17 protein-coding genes and 2 pseudogenes are annotated in these 15,889 nt (G+C 69.3%); 17 read left to right on the plus strand and 2 right to left on the minus strand.

Going from position 1 to position 15,889, the window contains the following annotated elements; genetic code table 11:
* Nucleotides 1-122: 122 nt before the first annotated feature.
* The 10 genes and pseudogenes from ACZ6R6_RS47330 (at nucleotide 123) to ACZ6R6_RS47375 (ending at nucleotide 9,254) form a co-directional block, all read left to right on the plus strand.
* Nucleotides 123-314 carry a ferredoxin gene (locus tag ACZ6R6_RS47330; protein WP_470103880.1) on the plus strand — a complete coding sequence of 64 codons (192 nt, stop codon included), beginning with the start codon at nucleotides 123-125 and terminating at the stop codon, nucleotides 312-314.
* Nucleotides 311-1,144: pseudogene (locus tag ACZ6R6_RS47335) on the plus strand (NAD(P)/FAD-dependent oxidoreductase); the annotation flags it as partial. The gene ACZ6R6_RS47330 and the pseudogene ACZ6R6_RS47335, both read left to right, overlap by 4 nt.
* 113 nt (nucleotides 1,145-1,257) lie before the next feature.
* Nucleotides 1,258-1,413: pseudogene (locus tag ACZ6R6_RS47340) on the plus strand (oxidoreductase C-terminal domain-containing protein); the annotation flags it as partial.
* A 446-nt stretch (nucleotides 1,414-1,859) separates the two neighbouring features.
* Nucleotides 1,860-3,110, plus strand: coding sequence for a 6-phospho-beta-glucosidase (locus tag ACZ6R6_RS47345; RefSeq protein ID WP_470103882.1), 1,251 nt, complete (start codon nucleotides 1,860-1,862; stop codon nucleotides 3,108-3,110).
* Nucleotides 3,104-4,054, plus strand: coding sequence for an N-acetylglucosamine kinase (locus ACZ6R6_RS47350; protein WP_470103884.1), 951 nt, complete (start codon nucleotides 3,104-3,106; stop codon nucleotides 4,052-4,054). Before ACZ6R6_RS47345 ends, ACZ6R6_RS47350 begins: the two co-directional genes overlap by 7 nt.
* 112 nt (nucleotides 4,055-4,166) lie before the next feature.
* On the plus strand, nucleotides 4,167-5,576 hold the full coding sequence (gene ngcE, locus ACZ6R6_RS47355) for an N-acetylglucosamine/diacetylchitobiose ABC transporter substrate-binding protein (protein ID WP_470103885.1): 1,410 nt from the start codon (nucleotides 4,167-4,169) through the stop codon (nucleotides 5,574-5,576).
* A 3-nt stretch (nucleotides 5,577-5,579) separates the two neighbouring features.
* Nucleotides 5,580-6,485 carry a carbohydrate ABC transporter permease gene (locus ACZ6R6_RS47360; RefSeq protein ID WP_451933866.1) on the plus strand — a complete coding sequence of 302 codons (906 nt, stop codon included), beginning with the start codon at nucleotides 5,580-5,582 and terminating at the stop codon, nucleotides 6,483-6,485.
* 1 nt (nucleotide 6,486) lies between these two features.
* Complete coding sequence (locus tag ACZ6R6_RS47365) at nucleotides 6,487-7,317, plus strand: carbohydrate ABC transporter permease (RefSeq protein WP_470103887.1); 831 nt, start codon at nucleotides 6,487-6,489, stop codon at nucleotides 7,315-7,317.
* The gene (locus ACZ6R6_RS47370) at nucleotides 7,317-8,504 is read left to right on the plus strand and encodes an ROK family transcriptional regulator (RefSeq protein ID WP_470103889.1); all 1,188 of its coding nucleotides are present in this window, start codon (nucleotides 7,317-7,319) and stop codon (nucleotides 8,502-8,504) included. Before ACZ6R6_RS47365 ends, ACZ6R6_RS47370 begins: the two co-directional genes overlap by 1 nt.
* Before the next feature lie 3 nt (nucleotides 8,505-8,507).
* Entirely contained in the window at nucleotides 8,508-9,254 is a 747-nt protein-coding gene (locus ACZ6R6_RS47375; RefSeq protein ID WP_470103891.1) for a PIG-L deacetylase family protein, read from the plus strand.
* A gap of 256 nt (nucleotides 9,255-9,510) precedes the next feature.
* Here ACZ6R6_RS47375 and ACZ6R6_RS47380 read toward each other — a convergent pair whose 3' ends face one another.
* Nucleotides 9,511-10,107, minus strand: a complete 597-nt coding sequence (locus ACZ6R6_RS47380) for a pyridoxamine 5'-phosphate oxidase family protein (protein WP_470103892.1) — start codon at nucleotides 10,105-10,107, stop codon at nucleotides 9,511-9,513.
* A 370-nt stretch (nucleotides 10,108-10,477) separates the two neighbouring features.
* Between ACZ6R6_RS47380 and ACZ6R6_RS47385 the strand changes: the two genes are divergently transcribed.
* From ACZ6R6_RS47385 to ACZ6R6_RS47410, 6 genes are all read left to right on the plus strand, one after another.
* Nucleotides 10,478-11,026, plus strand: coding sequence for an NADPH-dependent FMN reductase (locus ACZ6R6_RS47385; RefSeq protein WP_470103893.1), 549 nt, complete (start codon nucleotides 10,478-10,480; stop codon nucleotides 11,024-11,026).
* Nucleotides 11,023-12,177 (plus strand): MFS transporter, encoded by a 1,155-nt coding sequence (locus ACZ6R6_RS47390; RefSeq protein WP_470103895.1) that lies wholly within the window; start codon nucleotides 11,023-11,025, stop codon nucleotides 12,175-12,177. Before ACZ6R6_RS47385 ends, ACZ6R6_RS47390 begins: the two co-directional genes overlap by 4 nt.
* Nucleotides 12,149-13,027: an alpha/beta fold hydrolase gene (locus tag ACZ6R6_RS47395; RefSeq protein ID WP_470103897.1), complete on the plus strand. Its 879-nt coding sequence runs from the start codon at nucleotides 12,149-12,151 to the stop codon at nucleotides 13,025-13,027. Before ACZ6R6_RS47390 ends, ACZ6R6_RS47395 begins: the two co-directional genes overlap by 29 nt.
* Nucleotides 13,028-13,067: 40 nt before the next feature.
* A complete protein-coding gene (locus ACZ6R6_RS47400; RefSeq protein ID WP_470103898.1) occupies nucleotides 13,068-13,199 on the plus strand; it encodes a hypothetical protein in 132 nt (43 codons plus the stop codon).
* A 57-nt stretch (nucleotides 13,200-13,256) separates the two neighbouring features.
* Nucleotides 13,257-13,685 carry a nuclear transport factor 2 family protein gene (locus tag ACZ6R6_RS47405; protein WP_470103900.1) on the plus strand — a complete coding sequence of 143 codons (429 nt, stop codon included), beginning with the start codon at nucleotides 13,257-13,259 and terminating at the stop codon, nucleotides 13,683-13,685.
* A gap of 64 nt (nucleotides 13,686-13,749) precedes the next feature.
* Nucleotides 13,750-14,376 carry an HD domain-containing protein gene (locus ACZ6R6_RS47410; RefSeq protein ID WP_470103902.1) on the plus strand — a complete coding sequence of 209 codons (627 nt, stop codon included), beginning with the start codon at nucleotides 13,750-13,752 and terminating at the stop codon, nucleotides 14,374-14,376.
* On the opposite strand, the gene ACZ6R6_RS47415 is transcribed toward ACZ6R6_RS47410, so the two are convergent.
* Entirely contained in the window at nucleotides 14,377-14,826 is a 450-nt protein-coding gene (locus tag ACZ6R6_RS47415; RefSeq protein WP_470103925.1) for an alpha/beta hydrolase, read from the minus strand.
* 47 nt (nucleotides 14,827-14,873) lie between these two features.
* On the opposite strand from ACZ6R6_RS47415, the gene ACZ6R6_RS47420 reads away from it, so the two are divergent.
* Complete coding sequence (locus ACZ6R6_RS47420; protein ID WP_470103903.1) at nucleotides 14,874-15,836, plus strand: tetratricopeptide repeat protein; 963 nt, start codon at nucleotides 14,874-14,876, stop codon at nucleotides 15,834-15,836.
* The last annotated feature ends 53 nt before the right edge of the window (nucleotides 15,837-15,889 follow it).

Raw genomic sequence — 15,889 nt, forward strand, 5'->3', positions numbered from 1 at the left:
GTCGTACCGCCGAAGGCTCTACCAGCACCGCGCCCGTACCAGCCACTATCAACGGCGACACCTCCTACACAACGAAATGCTGTTGTAGTACTAGGGCCGGCGCATCCGTCCAAGGAGGAACAATGAAGATCACCATTGACCGTGCCAGGTGCACCGGCCTGGGCATCTGCGAGTCGCTCGCTCCGAAGTACTTCGAGGTCGACGGCGACGGCGAGCTGGTCCTGCTGCGGGAGGACATGCCGGAGGAGGACCTCCACGGGCTGCGGGCGGCGATCGAGGGCTGCCCGACCGAAGCGCTGCGGCTCAAGTCATGACCGAGCGGCGGCTGGTGGTCGCCGGAGCCTCCCTGGCGGGCCTGCGGGCGGTCGAGGCGGCCCGCAGGAGCGGCTTCGACGGCTCCATCACCCTCATCGGCGCCGAACCCCACCTGCCCTACGACCGGCCGCCGCTGTCCAAGGAGTTCCTGGGTGGGGCCGAGCTGCCCCCCTTCCGTTCCGAAGACGTGCTCCGCGACGGGCTGGGTACCGAACTGGCGCTCGGCACGGCGGCGACCGCACTGGACACCGCTGCCCGGACCGTCTGGGCCGGGGATCGTGAGTACGGCTACGACGCCCTGGTCATCGCGACCGGTGCCACGGCCCGAACCCTGCCGGGCACCGAGGGGCTGGACGGGGTCCACACCCTGCGCACCCGCGACGACGCGATCGCCGTACGGCGGGCGCTGGACGTCGGTGCCCGCACGGTCGTCGTCGGCGCCGGACTCATCGGCTCCGAGGTCGCCTCCGCCGCCCGCGAGCGCGGCCTGGAGGTGACGATCGTCGAGGCGCTGCCCACCCCGCTGGTGCGCGCGGTCGGCGAGAGCATGGGAACGGCCTGCGCCGTCCTGCACACACGCAACGGCACGGAGCTGCGGTGCGGGACCGGTGTGGCGACCGTCGAGGGCGAGAGGAGGGTCGAGCGGGTCCGGCTCACCGACGGGACCGTGCTGCCGGCCGACCTGGTGGTGGCCGGGATCGGCGCGGTGCCCGCCGTCGACTGGCTCGCCGGGTCGGGGCTGTCCCTGGACAACGGTGTCGTCTGCGACGAGACCCTGTGCGCCGGAGCTCCAGGGGTGTACGCCGCCGGGGACGCCGCCCGCTGGCGCAATCCGGTGTTCGATCGGCACATGCGCCTGGAGCACTGGACCGGCGCGGCCGAGCAGGGGCCGTCGCGGCGCGCAACGCACTCGACCCCGGCAACGCCAAGCCGTACTCCACAGTGCCGTATTTCTGGTCGGATTGGTATGGCTCGCGCATCCAGTTCGTCGGGGTCCCGGCCACCGATGAGATCCGCGTGGTCGACGGAGACCCCGGCGGGGACCGCTTCGTCGCTCTCTATCGAGAAGGCGGCCGCCTGGCCGGGACTCTGACGATGAACGGTCAGGCTCAGATCATGAAGTACCGCGGGCTCATCATGCGCGGTGCCTCGTGGACCGAGGGCCTGGAGTTCGCCGGGCGCCGCGGGGCCGCGGCCATGGAGAAGGTGTGACAGGGAGATACCGGCGGTGAGCGTTGACACGACCGGCCGGAAGGCGCAGACCTCCACCGAGCCGGCCCCCGGGCGAGCAGGACCGGAGACCGAAGGCGCGTCCACGGACGAGGTGGAGCGAGGGCCACGGCACCGTCAGCGGGATGCCCGGCACCTTGGCGATCCGGGCCAGCGGTTCGGGGCCGACCGGGCGATCGGGTTTCCGCGCCCCAGGCCATCCGCCGGACCGCTCGGCCGTTGATATCCCGAGTTGACTGGACGCTCCTCGTGTTTCTAGGTTGAACGGCAAATTAGGAAAGTTTCCTAACTTCACGGACTGGAAGGGTGCCAGAGTGAAACTCGCCGTTATCGGAGGCGGTTCGACCTACACGCCGGAGCTGATGGACGGATTCGTCCGCCTGCGCGACGAGCTCCCGCTGACCGAGATCGCACTCGTCGATCCCGACGCCTCCCGCCTGGAGCTGGTGGCAGGGGTTTCCCGCCGCATGCTGGCTCGGGCCGGACATCAGGCCAAGGTCGTCGCCACCGCTGACGTCCGGCAGGGCGTCGAAGGTGCGCAGGCGGTGCTCTTTCAGCTCAGAGTGGGCGGCCAGGCGGCACGCGCCGTCGATGAGACGTTCCCGCTGACGTGCGGCTGCGTCGGCCAGGAGACCACCGGCGCCGGAGGCCTGGCCAAGGCCCTGCGCACGGTGCCGGTCGTGCTCGACCTGGCGGCCAAGGTCAGGGAGCACGCGCCCGAGGCCTGGATCATCGACTTCACCAACCCCGTCGGCATCGTGACCAGGGCGCTGCTGGACGCCGGGCACCGCGCGATCGGACTGTGCAACGTGGCGATCGGTTTCCAGCGCCGGTTCGCCGGCTACCTCGGCCTGGCTCCCGATCAGCTCCAGCTCGGGCACGTCGGGCTCAACCACCTGACCTGGGAGCGCGCGGTCCACGTGGACGGCGAGAACGTGTTGCCCAAGCTGATCGCCGAGCACGGGCAGGCCATCGCTGACGACCTGCACCTGCCGCTGGAGCTGATCGAGCGCCTCCAGGCCGTGCCCTCCTACTACCTGCGCTACTTCTACGCCCACGACCTCGTGGTCGAAGAGCAGAGGACCCGGCCCTCCCGGGCCGCCGAGGTCGCGGCGCTGGAGGAGCAGCTGCTCAAGCTGTACGCCGATCCCGGCCTCGACACCAAACCCGAGCAGCTGGCCAAGCGCGGCGGAGCGTTCTACTCCGAGGCGGCCGTGGCGCTCATCGCCTCATTGCTCGGTGACCGTGGCGACGTGCAGGTGGTCAACACCCGCAACGACGGTACGCTCCCCTTCCTCTCCGACGACGCGGTCATCGAGGTGCCCTCGAAGATCACCAAGGCGGGAGCCGTACCGCTGCCGGTCGAGCCGGTCGAGCCGCTCTACGCCGGCCTGATCGCGGGCGTCTCCGCCTTCGAGGAGCTGGCCCTCCAGGCGGCGTTGTACGGCGGAGCGGACCGGGTGCGCAACGCGCTTCTGGCGCACCCGCTGGTGGGGCAGGAGGCGATCGCCGCCGAGCTGACCGCGCTTCTGCTGGAGAAGAACGGGAGGCACCTGTCGTGGTGAGCGTGCTGGCCGTCGACGGAGGCAACAGCAAGACCGATGTGGTGCTGCTGAACGAGCTCGGGGAGATCCTCGCTCGTGGCCGCGGCGGGCCCTTCGTGCCGCAGAGCGGAGGAGTCGGGCCCGCCGCCGACGTCATCGAGAGCGTGGTGCGGCAGGCGATCGGTCTCACCGGCCAGGCCGATCACCTGGTCGCCTTCCTGGCCGGGGCGGACCTGCCGGAGGAGGAACGGGCGATCGAAGCCGAGATCTCGGGACGCGCACTGGCCCGCGACGTCGTGGTGCGGAACGACACCTTCGCCCTTCTCCGGTCGGGAGCATCCGGCCCGTGGGGCGTCGCGGTGGTCTGCGGCGCGGGGATCAACGCGGTCGGCGTCTCGCCGACGGGGCGGATCGCTCGCTTCCTGTCCCTGGGGGCGGTCAGCGGCGACTGGGGCGGCGGTCTCGGCCTGTCGGCCGAGACGCTCTGGTACGCCATCCGCGCCGAGGACGGCAGGGGCGCCCCGACCGAGCTGGCCGAGTTGGTCAAATCGCATTTCGGCGCGGACACGGTCGAGCGGGTGGTGGTCGATGTGCACCTCGGCGCTCTGGAGCGGGAACGGCTGCTGGAGCTGACGCCAGGGCTGTTCAAGGTGGCCGCCGGCGGCGATGAGATCGCGCTCGGGCTGGTCTCGCGGATGGCCGACGAGATCACCACGATGGCCCAGGTCTGCCTCACCCGTCTCGACCTGCTCGGAACGCCGACCGAGGTGGTCCTGGGTGGGGGCGTTCTGCGAGCCCGTGATCCGCTGCTGACCGCACTGCTCGACGAGCGGTTCGCGACCCGCGCGCCGCTGGCCGAGCGAGTCGTCGCCGAACTGCCGCCCATCGCAGGCGCGGCGCTGAGCGCCCTGGACCACGTCGGCGCAGGCGAGGATGCGAAAGTCCGGCTGCTCAGGCGGTTCTGAGCTCCGGTGATTCCCGGGCCCGCCGCGTCCTTGACGGGTAACGGAACCGCGACCTATAGTCAGCCGCTAACCGTCTGGAAGGTATCCGGACGGTTAGCGTCCAGGAGGAAGCATGTCCCCTACTCGCCGCGACGTTCTGCGCGGGCTCGGTCTCGCCGCGCTCGCCACCCCCCTCGCCGCCTGCGTCACCGCCGGTCGCGACGCCGCCCCCGGCCCCGCCGCCTCCGCCGCCGTGACCTCCGCGAACAACCCGCTCGGGGTGGACGCCGCCCGGCGGCTGGAGGTCGTCATCTTCAGCGGCGGCAACGGCGACAAGTACGCCGTGGACCTCCATGAGGCCGCCTACCGCAAGACCTACCCGCAGGCCGAGATCAAGCACGTCGCCACGCAGAAGGTCGGCACCCAGCTGCGCCCCCGCTTCATCGCCGGTGACGTGCCCGACGTGGTCAACAACTCCGGGCCGGAGGCGCTCGACCTGCAGTCGCTGGTCCAGGAGGGACACCTGGCCGACCTCACCCCGCTCTTCGAGGCCCCCTCCCTGGCCTTCCCCGACAAGAAGGTCAAGGACACTCTCGTCGGCGGCGCCTACGAGAACTCGTTGATCGACGGCGTGCCGCGGGTCCTGCAGTACACCGTCGCCCATCGCGCCCTCTGGTACAACGCCAAGCTCTTCGAGGCCAAGGGCTGGTCGGTCCCCAGGACCTGGGCGGAGTTCAACGCCCTCGGCGAGGAGGCGAAGAAGGCGGGGATCACCCTGTTCGCCTACCCCGGCCAGGTCGGCCCGTTCTACCAGTTGTGGAACCTCATCTACAGCGCCGCCAAGATCGGCGGCAACAAGGTCATCATCGACATCGACAACCTGGCCGACGGCGCCTGGACCGCCGAGCCGGTCCGGCAGGCCGTCGCCGCCTGGGCGCAGATCCAGAAGGACTACGGAGACAAGGCCTACTTCGGACTCGACCACACGCAGACCCAGGTCAAGCACCTGCAGGACAAGGTCCTGTTCTACCCGTGCGGCTCCTGGCTGGAGAACGAGATGGCCAAGGACAGGCCGGACACCTTTGAGTACGCCATCGCACCAGTGCCCAGCATCACCTCCGCGGACGCCCTGCCGTACGAAGCGATCATGATCGGGGTCTCCGAGGCCTTCTTCGTCGCCGCCAGGGGCAAGAACCCGCAGGGCGGCCTGGAGTACCTGCGCATGATGCTCTCGAAGGAGGGCGCGCGCGGCTACACCGAGATGACCAAGAACCTCACCATCGTCAACGGCCTGGTGGACGGCCTGCAGCTCACCTCGGCGGTCAACAGCGCCGCCAAGGCCCAGGAGGCCGCCGGGAAGAACACCATCACCGACGCCCGCTTCGAGACCTGGTACAAGGAACTGTTCGACTACGGGCAGACCCAGACCAACTCGGTCATGGCCGGTCGCACCACTCACGACCAGTTCTGCGCGAACATGCAGAAGAAGGCGGACGAGCTCAAGGCCGATTCCTCCATCGCCAAGCAGACCCGGAGCGTCTGACCGATGAGGCGGCACGGCTTCGTCGCGGGGTTCCTGCTCCTCCCCGTCCTCCTCTACGCCGTCTTCGTGATCAGCCCGTACGTGCAGGCGTTCCAGATCGCGCTGACCGACTGGCGCGGAGTCTCGGCCGGGCTCGACTTCGTCGGGCTGGACAACTTCCGGCGGATGTTCGGCAACGAGGCCTTCTGGCAGGCGCTCCGCAACCACCTGGTCCTGCTCGTCACCATGCCGCTGGCCACCGTCTCCCTCGCGCTGCTGTTCGCCTATCTGCTGAACGCGGCAGGCGGCTCACGCGGCGGCACGATGACCGGGGTCAAGGGCTCCGGCTTCTACCGGGTCGTCTTCTTCCTGCCTCAGGTGCTCGCGGTGGCGGTGGTCGGCGTGCTGTTCAAAGCCGTCTACCGCCCCGACTCCAGCGGTGTGATCAACGGCGCTCTCGTCAAGCTGGGGATCGAACCGGTCGGGTGGCTGACCGACCAGCGGCTCGCCCTCTGGTCGATCATCGCCGTCATGGTCTGGCAGGCGGTCGGTTTCTACGTCGTGCTCTTCTCCGCGGGAATGGCCGCCATACCGAAGGACATCTTCGAAGCGGCCTCCCTGGACGGCGCGGGCCGTGCGCGGATGTTCTTCTCCGTCACCCTGCCGCTGCTCTGGGAGACCGTCCAGGTCGGCTGGATCTACCTCGGCATCGCGGCCTTCGACGGCTTCGCCCTGGTCAACGTGCTGTCCATGGAACAGGGCGGGCCCGACGGCGCGACCACGGTGCTGGCCACGGAGATCTACAAGAACGCCTTCGGCTACTCGCGGTTCGGCTACGCCTCGGCGCTCGGCGTGGCGCTGTTCTTCCTGACCCTCACCTTCGCCGCTCTGACGATGCGGGTCACCCGGCGCGAGAGGATCGTCTACTGACATGGGCCGCAAAGTCTTCGGGGGCTTTTCGCAGGCCGTCCTGGCGGTGTGGGCGCTGCTCATCATCGCCCCGCTGATCTGGACGCTGCTGGCCTCCTTCAAGAGCAACGGCGAGATCTTCGGTGACGCCCTGCAACTGCCGGGCGAGCTGCGCTGGGACAACTGGGCACGGGCCTGGGAACGCGCCAGCGTCGGCCGGTACTTGCTCAACACGGTGGTCGTCGTCTTCTTCGGCGTCGCGGGCACCATGCTGCTCAGCTCCATGGCCGCCTACGTGCTGGCCCGCTTCAAATTCCCCGGCAACCGGCTGATCTACTTCCTGTTCGTGTCGGGCATGGCCTTTCCGGTCTTCCTCGCCCTGGTGCCGCTCTTCTTCGTCGTCGACGGGCTCGGGCTGCTCAACACGCACGTCGGGCTGATCCTGGTCTACATCGCGTACTCACTGCCCTTCACCGTCTTCTTCCTCACCTCCTTCTTCCGGGGGTTGCCGGACGCGGTCGCCGAGGCGGCGATGATCGACGGAGCCTCGTACACACGGACCTTCTTCCAGGTCATGCTGCCGATGGCCAAGCCCGGGATGGTCAGCCTGACCATCTTCAACGTGCTCGGCCAGTGGAACCAGTATCTGCTGCCCCTGGTGCTGCTGCCCGGAGACAAGAGTAACTGGGTCATCACGCAGGGCATCGCGGACATTTCAACCATTGCCGGGTACGAGGCGGACTGGCCGGCGCTGTTCGCGGCGCTCAGCATGACGGTCCTGCCGGTCGTGGTGGCCTATATCTTCTTCCAGCGGCACATCCAGTCCGGACTGACGTCAGGAGCAGTGAAGTAGTGTCCACCGGAAACCCCACCGTCTTCCGCACGCTCAACGAACGAGCGGCCCTGGAGCTGCTGCTCCGGCACGGTCCGCTCACCCGCGCCGAGCTCGAGGCCCATACCGGGCTCTCCAAGGCCTCCGCCGCCGAGGTGCTGCGCCGCCTGGAGAACGGGCGCCTCGTGCGCAAGGCCGGCACCAAACCCGGCAACGCCGGCCCCGCCGCCCAACTGTGGGGGCTGAACGGCTCGGCCGCCTGGGTCGCGGGGCTGGATCTGACGGCGCGCGCCGTGGAGGTGTCGGTGGCCGACCTCACCGGCGAGGTCCGGGGCGGCTACCAGGCCGAAGCCCCCGGCGAGGGCACCGACGCGGTGACGTTCCTGACCGAGGCGGTGCAGGCGGCGGCCCACGACGCCGGGGTCACGCTCGACGACCTCGACCAGATCGTGCTGGGCGTGCCCGGAGTCGTCGACGCCGGAGGTCACCGGCTGCGCCAGGCGGTGCAGCTGTCCGGCTGGTCGCACCTCGACGACCTCGGCGACCTGCGCGAGCGGCTGGGCACCAAGCGCTTCCGGCTGGAGAACGACGTCAACCTCGTCGCGATCCGGGAGCTGGAAGAGCACACGGGGAGCAGCTTCGTGCTCTTCTGGGTGGGGAACGGGGTCGGCGCCGGGGCCGTGCTCAACGATGCCCTGTGGCGCGGGGTCACCGGACGTGGTGGCGAGGTCGGTTCCGTGATCGTGCCCGATCCGGTGAGCCGCGGGCGGCTCTACGGGCCGGACGGCGGCCCGCTGGGCGCGCTGCTCGGTACGGCCCCACTGGCCGAGCTGGCCAAGGCGCACGGAGCGGACGTCGAGCCCACCCTCCACGCGGTCACGCGATTCCTCCGCGCCGAGCTTCCCGTCGGGTTCCTCGACGATGTCGCCAAACGTGTCGCACTCGGCGTGACCGCGGCCGTGGGCGTGCTCGACCCCGGCCGCGTCGTCCTCGGCGGCCCCCTCTGCACAGCGGCGGGCGAGCCGCTGCGCATCCGCGTCGCCGAGCTCCTGGCCTCCACCGGCCTCGCACCCGTCACCGTCGCCGTCAGTCGCGTCAGCGGTAACGCCGTGCTCGAAGGCGCCGTCCGCCACGCCCTCGACCTGGCCCGTGAACAGGTCTTCCACGCCGGTACGGCAGGCCGTACCGGCCCCGTCAACGAAAGCTGAGAGATGTTGCGCACCCTGGTGATCGCTGCCCACCCCGACGAACCCGAGCTCTACGCCGGCGGCACCTCCGCCCTGCTGGCCGGGACGGGACACGCGGTGAAGTTCCTGACGCTCACCAACGGCGACGCCGGGCACCACGAACTCGAACGGGCTCCGCTGGCCCGCCGCAGAGCGGAGGAGGCCTGGCGCGCGGCCGACGCCCTCGGAGTGGTCGACTACGAGATCTTCGACGTGCATGACGGCCTTCTCGAGCCGAGCGTGGAGCTACGCCTGAGACTGATGCGCGAGATCCGCGCCTGGCGGCCCGACCTGGTGATCGCCCTGCACGGCGACGGCGCCGGTCACCCGGACAACCGGGCCGCGGGAAAACTGGCCGAGCAGGCCGTGGAGCTTGTCACCGTGCGCAACGTCGAGTGCGGCAAGCCCGCCCTGGAACGGCAGCCGGTCTGCTTGCTGATGACCGACTACGCCTCCGGCCCCGCACACCGGGACGACGTGGTGGTGGACGTGGCACCGGTGGCGCAGGCCAAACTGGACGCCTGCCTGGCGCACGCCTCCCAGTTCCTGGAATTCGCCCCATTCCAGCGCGGCCTCCTGGACCAGGTGCCCCCGGCCGGCGACGTGGACGCCTGCCGTTCCTTCGTCGGCAAGCACTGGTCAGAGTTCCTCGGGCCGGAGACCTTCCAGCTCGCGCCGTACGGCAGGCAGGCCGACGCGGCCGAGCTACGCCGGCTGATGCCGTTCGGCTGAGTTTCGCTTCTGACCCGATGACGAGTGTCAGGCCACTCGGTTGGTCGTTTTGATGACTGGACGACGTGGAGCGGGGCCGGGAGCCGATCGGTGGGCGGCCAAAGGTCTCTCCCAGGGCAGGCGCGGATCGGTGACAAGACTGCGAGCCGGGCGCATTCCGGCCGACGTGCACGGCCCCACCGCCGCCACCCTGGCCTCCTTCGTCGCCGAGCTGGCCGGCCAGTCCGATGGCGGCGGCTCGCTCGGCGGGGGGCGCTCATGGCCGTTCCGCGCGCAGCCGCGCGTTCTCCCGTTCGAGCTCGTCGACGCGATTCTGCAGGTGCCCGAGCGCGTGTTCGACGGCGTCGCGGGGGAACAGTCGCGGGATGTGCTGAGGGCAGTTCCAGTTGAGGCCCTCCACGTCGATCAGTACGGCACGCTCCACCTTCGCGGTGTAGCCCGCGACGCCCAGTGACTGGTCGTCCTCCACCACGCGGGCCCGGCCGAGGATCTTCAACCGGGTCTGGTTGGCGTAGTCCATGAGGAACAGCGAGACGCGGTTGTCGTGGTCGAGGTTGCCGCGGGTGATGTACTGCCGGTTGCCGCGGAAATCGGCGAAGCCGAGCGTGTGGTCGTCCAGGACGCGCAGGAAGCCGGGCGGTCCGCCGCGGTGCTGGATGTACGGCCAGCCCGTCTCGCTCACCGTGGCCAGGTAGAAGCTGTCGCGCTCGGCGACGAACGCGCGCTCGTCAGGGCCGAGCCGGTCAGGGGCCGGGGAATCGGTGAGCATGCGACGGTAGGCGCGGTCACTGCCGTGGGCCTTCTGGTGCAGTTGGACGCCTTCGGTGAAGGCGAGTTGGGCGAAGCGGGACATGTCACTCTCCTTTTGACTCCTGTGCGGCACGCCGTACAGGAATCTAATGATTACCGGCCCATGTAACCGTTAGAAAGTGGCGGTGATTCCGGTATGGGGCCGAAGGGCCGGTCGGCCGCCGGTCGCCTGGCCCGCCGCCGGCGGTGAGGGCCGTCCGGCTCACGCGCTCGTTCCCATGGAATGGCCATGGCGGATGCATGGAGAATCCATCAACGGCGGACCGCAGGATACGTCTCGGCGACCGAGCCACGTCTGACGTGAAGGTCGCCCGGCCGGCGGCCGCGGCCTCCTGCCGGGCGCGTTCTGTCGCCTCGGGCTCGACAGCCCGAACCCGGTACGGCGCACGCCTTCCCCCTTGATTGGACTTTCCGTGAAGATTCTTGGCATTTCCGGCAGCCTGCGTGCCGGCTCCCACAACTCCGCCCTGCTGCGCGCCGCGCGGAAGTTCCAGCCGGGCGGGATGGACATCGAGATCTACGAGGGCCTGCGCGACATCCCGCCTTATGACCGGGAATTGGACAGCGAGCGTCTGTGGCCCGCCCCGGTGGCCGACCTGCGCCGCCGCATCGCCGAGGCCGACGGCTTGCTGATCGCGACCCCCGAGTACAACTACTCCATCCCCGGTGTGCTGAAGAACGCGCTGGACTGGGCGAGCACCGACTGGGCCAAGACCACCGGCGTCCCGCTGAACCGCAAGCCCGTCGCGATCATGGGAGCCGCGCCGACCAACTTCGGTTCGGTCCGTGCCCAGCTCGCGTTGCGCCAGGTGTTCGTGTGGACCCACTCCGATGTCGTCGTCAAGCCCGAGGTGATCGTCTTCCGCTCGCATGAGCGGTTCGACGAGAACGGTGACCTGGTCGACGAGACCACCGTCGCCATGGTGCGTGATCTGCTCGCCGCGCTCGGCGAGAAGGCGTGAGGGTCGCCTGGGCCGGGCTGGCCGCGATGACCGTCTCGTTCGGCCTCAACTTCTCCGCAGGCGTGTTCTTCGCCCCGGCGGCTTCCGCCTACGGGGTGAGTGTCACCGTGCTGGCGGTGGCCGCCGCGCTGAGCACGGCGCTGACCGGGATGGCACAACCGTACGTCGGGACCCTGCTGGACCGGATCGGCGCCCGATGGGTGCTGGCGATCGGGCTGGTGCTGATGTCGGCCAGTTATCTGGTGCTGGCGGTCGTCCATGAGCCGTGGCAGTTCGTCGCCGCCTACACCGTCCTGGGCGGGCTGGGGTTCGCCAGTTCCTCCAGCCTCACGATCAGCACCTTGATCGGGAGGGCGTACGGAGAGCAGGCGGGACCCGCGCTGACCCGCGCCGCCGTCGGCATCAACCTGGGACAGCTGCTCACTCCGTGGGCCGCGACGGCGCTGTTCGGCCCGGTCGGCATCCGTGCCACCTATGCGATCCTGGGCGCGGTCGGCCTGGCCGCCACGCTCGTGATCGCCGCCGTCCTGCCGGCCGACCGACCCGTCTCGAGATCGCACGGCAGGGAGAGTCTGCGCGGGCGGGGCCGGATCGTGGCCTCCTTCGGCCTGCACGCCGCCACGATGTACGTGACCGTGCTGATCCTGCCGAAGCACGCCACCGAGCTGGACTGGTCGGTCACCGACGCGGGTCGCCTGGTCGCCGTCGCCGCCGTGGCGGCCGGACTCACCTCGGCCGTGCTGGTGCGCGTCCTGCGGAGCCACGCGCCGGACCTTCCCCTGAAGATCCTGCACGTCCTGCGCGCCTTGTCCATGCTGCTCATCTTCGCGGTGAACGACCCCGTCGGGCTCGTCGCCGGAGCGGTGATCTTCGGCCTGTCCTCCTTCCCGGTCATCCCGCTCACCATGGCCGTGCTCTCGCGCGGCCTCGATCCAGCCCGCCTGGGCCGGACCCTGGCCCCCGCCTGGGTCTGCCACCAGCTCGCCGCCGCCACCGCACTCGGCGTGGCGGCCCTGATCCACGCCCTCACCGACAGCTACCGCATCTACTTCGGGCTCGGCCTGCTGCTGAGCCTGACCGCTCTGACACTGCTCAATCTGACACTGCTCAAGGAGAAACACCATGTCCTCAGTACGGCACACCACCGTTGACGTCCACGGCCAGCGGATCTTCTGCCGCGAGGCGGGAGACCGGGCCAACCCCACCCTCGTCCTGCTGCACGGCTTTCCCACCAGTTCGGCCATGTTCCGCAACCTCCTGCGCGACCTGGCTGACGACTACCACCTGATCGCTCCCGACCACCTGGGGTTCGGCCAGTCGGGGATGCCCACGGTGGAGGAGTTCGACTACACCTTCGACGCCCTGACGGACCTCACCCTGGGGTTGCTCGACAAGCTGGGTGTCGAGCGTTTCGCCCTCTACATCCAGGACTACGGCGCCCCGATCGGCCTGCGGATCGCCAGCGGCAACCCCGAGCGGATCACCGCGCTCATCACCCAGAGCGGCAACGCCTACCTGGAGGGCTTCACCCCCTTCTGGGAGGTGCTGTTCGCCCACGCCGTCGACCGCGCCACGCACGAGCCCAAGGTCCGCGAGCTGCTCACCGCCGAGGCCACCCGCTGGCAGTACACCCACGGGGTCCCGGCCGACCGCCTCGACCTGATCAGCCCCGATACCTGGACCCTCGACCAGGCTTACCTCGACCGGCCAGGAAACAAGGAGATCCAGCTCCAGCTCTTCGCCGACTACAAGAACAACCTCGACGGCTATCCGGCCTTCCAGGAGTACTTCCGCGCCCACCGCCCGCCGACGCTGGTCGCCTGGGGTGCTCACGACGAGATCTTCGGCCCCGAAGGCGCCAGGGCCTTCGCCCGCGACCTGCCTGACGCCGAGATCCACCTGCTGCACGCCGGTCACTTCGCACTGGAGACGCACGGTGCGGAGATCGCCGAACTGATCCGGGGCTTTCTCGCGCGTCAGGGAATCCTGCCAAAAATCTAACGGCCACAAGCTTGTGATCACGTTAGGAACGTAAAGCACCGTGACTCGCCTCCCGATCCAGCCCGCCGAGGTCATCGCCGACGGGGCTGGGCGTGCTCGCCAGGGGCAGACTTCCGACGTCAAGGCCGCCGGCATCGAGATCGACCGGCCCGTCGTACGCCACAACCACTGAACTCCAGACGCCGGTACGGCTCACGCGAGCCGTACCGGCCCGCACCGAGGAGCAGCCATGTCCGCGGCACGCCCACCGCTTCCCCCGTTCACCGCCGAGACCGCCGCGCAGAAGGTCCAGCTGGCCGAGAACGCCTGGAACACCCGCGACCCCGAACAGGTCGCCCTCGCCTACACGCCCGACTCGGTCTGGCGTAACCGCGATGAATTCCTCACCGGCCGCGAGGAGATCAAGGCCTTCCTCACCCGTAAGTGGGCCAAGGAGAACGACTACGCCCTGCGCAAGCAGCTGTGGGCCTTCACCGACGACCGCATCGCCGTCCGTTTCCAGTACGAGTGGCGCGACGCCGAGGGCCGGTGGTGGCGCAGTCACGGCAACGAGCTGTGGGAGTTCGACGCCGACGGGCTGATGGCCAGGCGCGAGGCCAGCATCAACGACGAACCCATCGACGAGGACGACCGGATCGTCTTCGGCCCGCGGTCGTGACGACGCGGCTCACGTCCACCAAGGTCTTCTCGCGCGTATACGAGCAACTTTCGAAAGGATGATCATGAACCTTCCAGGACCTCCCGACACTCGGTTGGCGTCCGAGGCGACCGAACTGGTGCGGCAGGCGGCGTCGCCGCTGATCTACCACCACTCCCGGCGCGTCTACTACTGGGGCGCGCTGCGCGGCCGGCGGGACGGCCTGCCGTACGACCCGGAGATCCTCTACGTCGGCGCGATGTTCCACGATCTGGGCCTGACGGAGAAGTACCGCCGCACCGACCAGCGCTTCGAGATCGACGGCGCCGACGAGGCCCGCCGCTTCCTCCTCTCCCATGGCATCGCCGAGCCCCTGGCGGACCTGGCGTGGACCGGCATCGCGCTGCACACCACCCCGGAAATCCCCCTTCACATGGCGCCGGAGATCGCGCTGGTCACCCGAGGTGTGGAGATGGACGTGCTGGGCCTGGGCTACCACGAGGTCCCCGACGCCCAGCGGGACGCCGTGGTCTCGTATCATCCGCGTCCCGACTTCAAGCGGCAGATCCTGGCCGCGTTCACCGACGGGATCAAGGACCGCCCCGAGACCACGTTCGGCAACGTCAAGGCCGATGTGCTCGCCCATTTCGTGCCGGGCTTCCACCGAGGCGACTTCGTCGAGGTCATCCAGACCTCGGCGTGGCCGGAGTAGTCAGCAGGATCGGACGCCCCACTCCCGGATCCGGCTGAGCAGGGTCGAAGCGGTGGGGGAGGGCTCGGCGGCGAGCACGCTCGCGTGGAAGGTGTGCGACATGCCTTCGTAGACGTCGAGGTCGACGGTGCCCCCGGTGGCGGAGACGGCCTCGGCGAAGCGCCGCGCGTCGTCGAGCATGACCTCCTTCGAACCGGCCACGATCAGCAGCGGCGGCAGCCCGGCGAGGTCGCCGTGCAGCGGCGACTGGGGCGTCTGATCGGGCCGCGCTCCGTTGAGGTACTGCGTGCGGACATGGTCGAGCACGGCCCGGTTGACGACGTCCTGGCCGTCGTTGGCGTCGATGGAGGGCAGGAATATGGATGAGGTGCGCGAAGTAAATCCTTTGCATGGGGTTGCGAGACGAGCCTGATCCCTCCATGCGCAGCGTGTAATACGCGCGGGGGGCAGGCGGGCGTCCGGAGATCAAGCGCGAGAGCGGCGGCGGATCGGAGACGTTGCGCGAAGACCTGCTCGACGCGAACATGCTGCTCCAGCACGAACCCGGTCGCTACACCCTCCATGACCTGCTCTGGCAGTACGCCCGCGACACCGTGCTCCTCCTTGAGACCCCCGAGGACCGGGAGGCCGCGATGAGACGGCTCTGCGAGCATCACGTGGAAGGCGCCGGCGCGGCCTTGGCCGCGGCCTACCCTCACCGTGTCCAGGCCTGGCCGTCACCCCTGCCGGTTTGGGAGCGTCTGCGCAGCCCGGAGGCAGCGTTCGCGTGGCTGGAGGCCGAACGCGCCAATCTTCTGGCCATCGGCGCGCACACCGACGACATCGGCAGCCTGGCCCATCGCCTCTACTTCTATCTGGACGAGCACGGCTACTTTGCCGAGGCTCTCGTCCTGCACGGCCGCGCGTTGGAGACGGCCAGAACCACCGGCCGCCTCGAAGACCAAGCCATCGCGTTGAACCACCTGGCCGTGACCCATCGCGCCCTGGGCCAGGTAGCCAAGGCCATGCAGTACTGTCAACAGGCGATAGAGCTCGCGCGGGACCTCGGGATCCCGCGCATCGAAGCTCAAGCGCTGGACACGCTCGGCCTCCTGCTGCGACATCGAGGCGACTACACCGGAGCCTGCCACTCCATCAGCAAGGCGCTGGCCTATTGGCGGCAGGCCGGAGACGGCTACCTGCAATGCGTCACCGCCAACTCTCTGGTGGAGACCTACCTGGGGGGAGGGGACCTGGCCCAGGCGGTGGACAGCTACGGAGAGGCCCTCGCCCTCGCGGTGGATTTCGGCAACCGCTTCGCGCAGGGCCGTGCGCACCAGGGCTTGGCGCAGGCCTATCGTGCTCTCAACCGGCCTGAGCAGGCCCGCGCGCATGCCGTACGAGCTGTTGAGCTGGTCACCGGACTCGGCACACCGGATGCGGACGAGGCCCGCGCCGTTCTTGTCAACTTCGTGGGATAGACCGAGACCAGCCACGGCTTGGCAGGAAGCGGATCAGACGACCGCCGATGGGA

This window comes from Streptosporangium sp. NPDC048886 (assembly GCF_055586905.1).

Bases quoted from the DNA above. Each gene is read 5' to 3' on its own strand.
- ACZ6R6_RS47360 (WP_451933866.1), top strand. From the start codon at position 5,580: ATGAGGCGGCACGGCTTCGTCGCGGGGTTCCTGCTCCTCCCCGTCCTC.
- ACZ6R6_RS47365 (WP_470103887.1), top strand. From the start codon at position 6,487: ATGGGCCGCAAAGTCTTCGGGGGCTTTTCGCAGGCCGTCCTGGCGGTG.
- ACZ6R6_RS47395 (WP_470103897.1), top strand. From the start codon at position 12,149: ATGTCCTCAGTACGGCACACCACCGTTGACGTCCACGGCCAGCGGATC.
- ACZ6R6_RS47375 (WP_470103891.1), top strand. From the start codon at position 8,508: ATGTTGCGCACCCTGGTGATCGCTGCCCACCCCGACGAACCCGAGCTC.
- ACZ6R6_RS47410 (WP_470103902.1), top strand. From the start codon at position 13,750: ATGAACCTTCCAGGACCTCCCGACACTCGGTTGGCGTCCGAGGCGACC.
- ACZ6R6_RS47405 (WP_470103900.1), top strand. From the start codon at position 13,257: ATGTCCGCGGCACGCCCACCGCTTCCCCCGTTCACCGCCGAGACCGCC.
- ACZ6R6_RS47330 (WP_470103880.1), top strand. From the start codon at position 123: ATGAAGATCACCATTGACCGTGCCAGGTGCACCGGCCTGGGCATCTGC.
- ACZ6R6_RS47380 (WP_470103892.1), bottom strand. From the start codon at position 10,107: ATGTCCCGCTTCGCCCAACTCGCCTTCACCGAAGGCGTCCAACTGCAC.
- ngcE (WP_470103885.1), top strand. From the start codon at position 4,167: ATGTCCCCTACTCGCCGCGACGTTCTGCGCGGGCTCGGTCTCGCCGCG.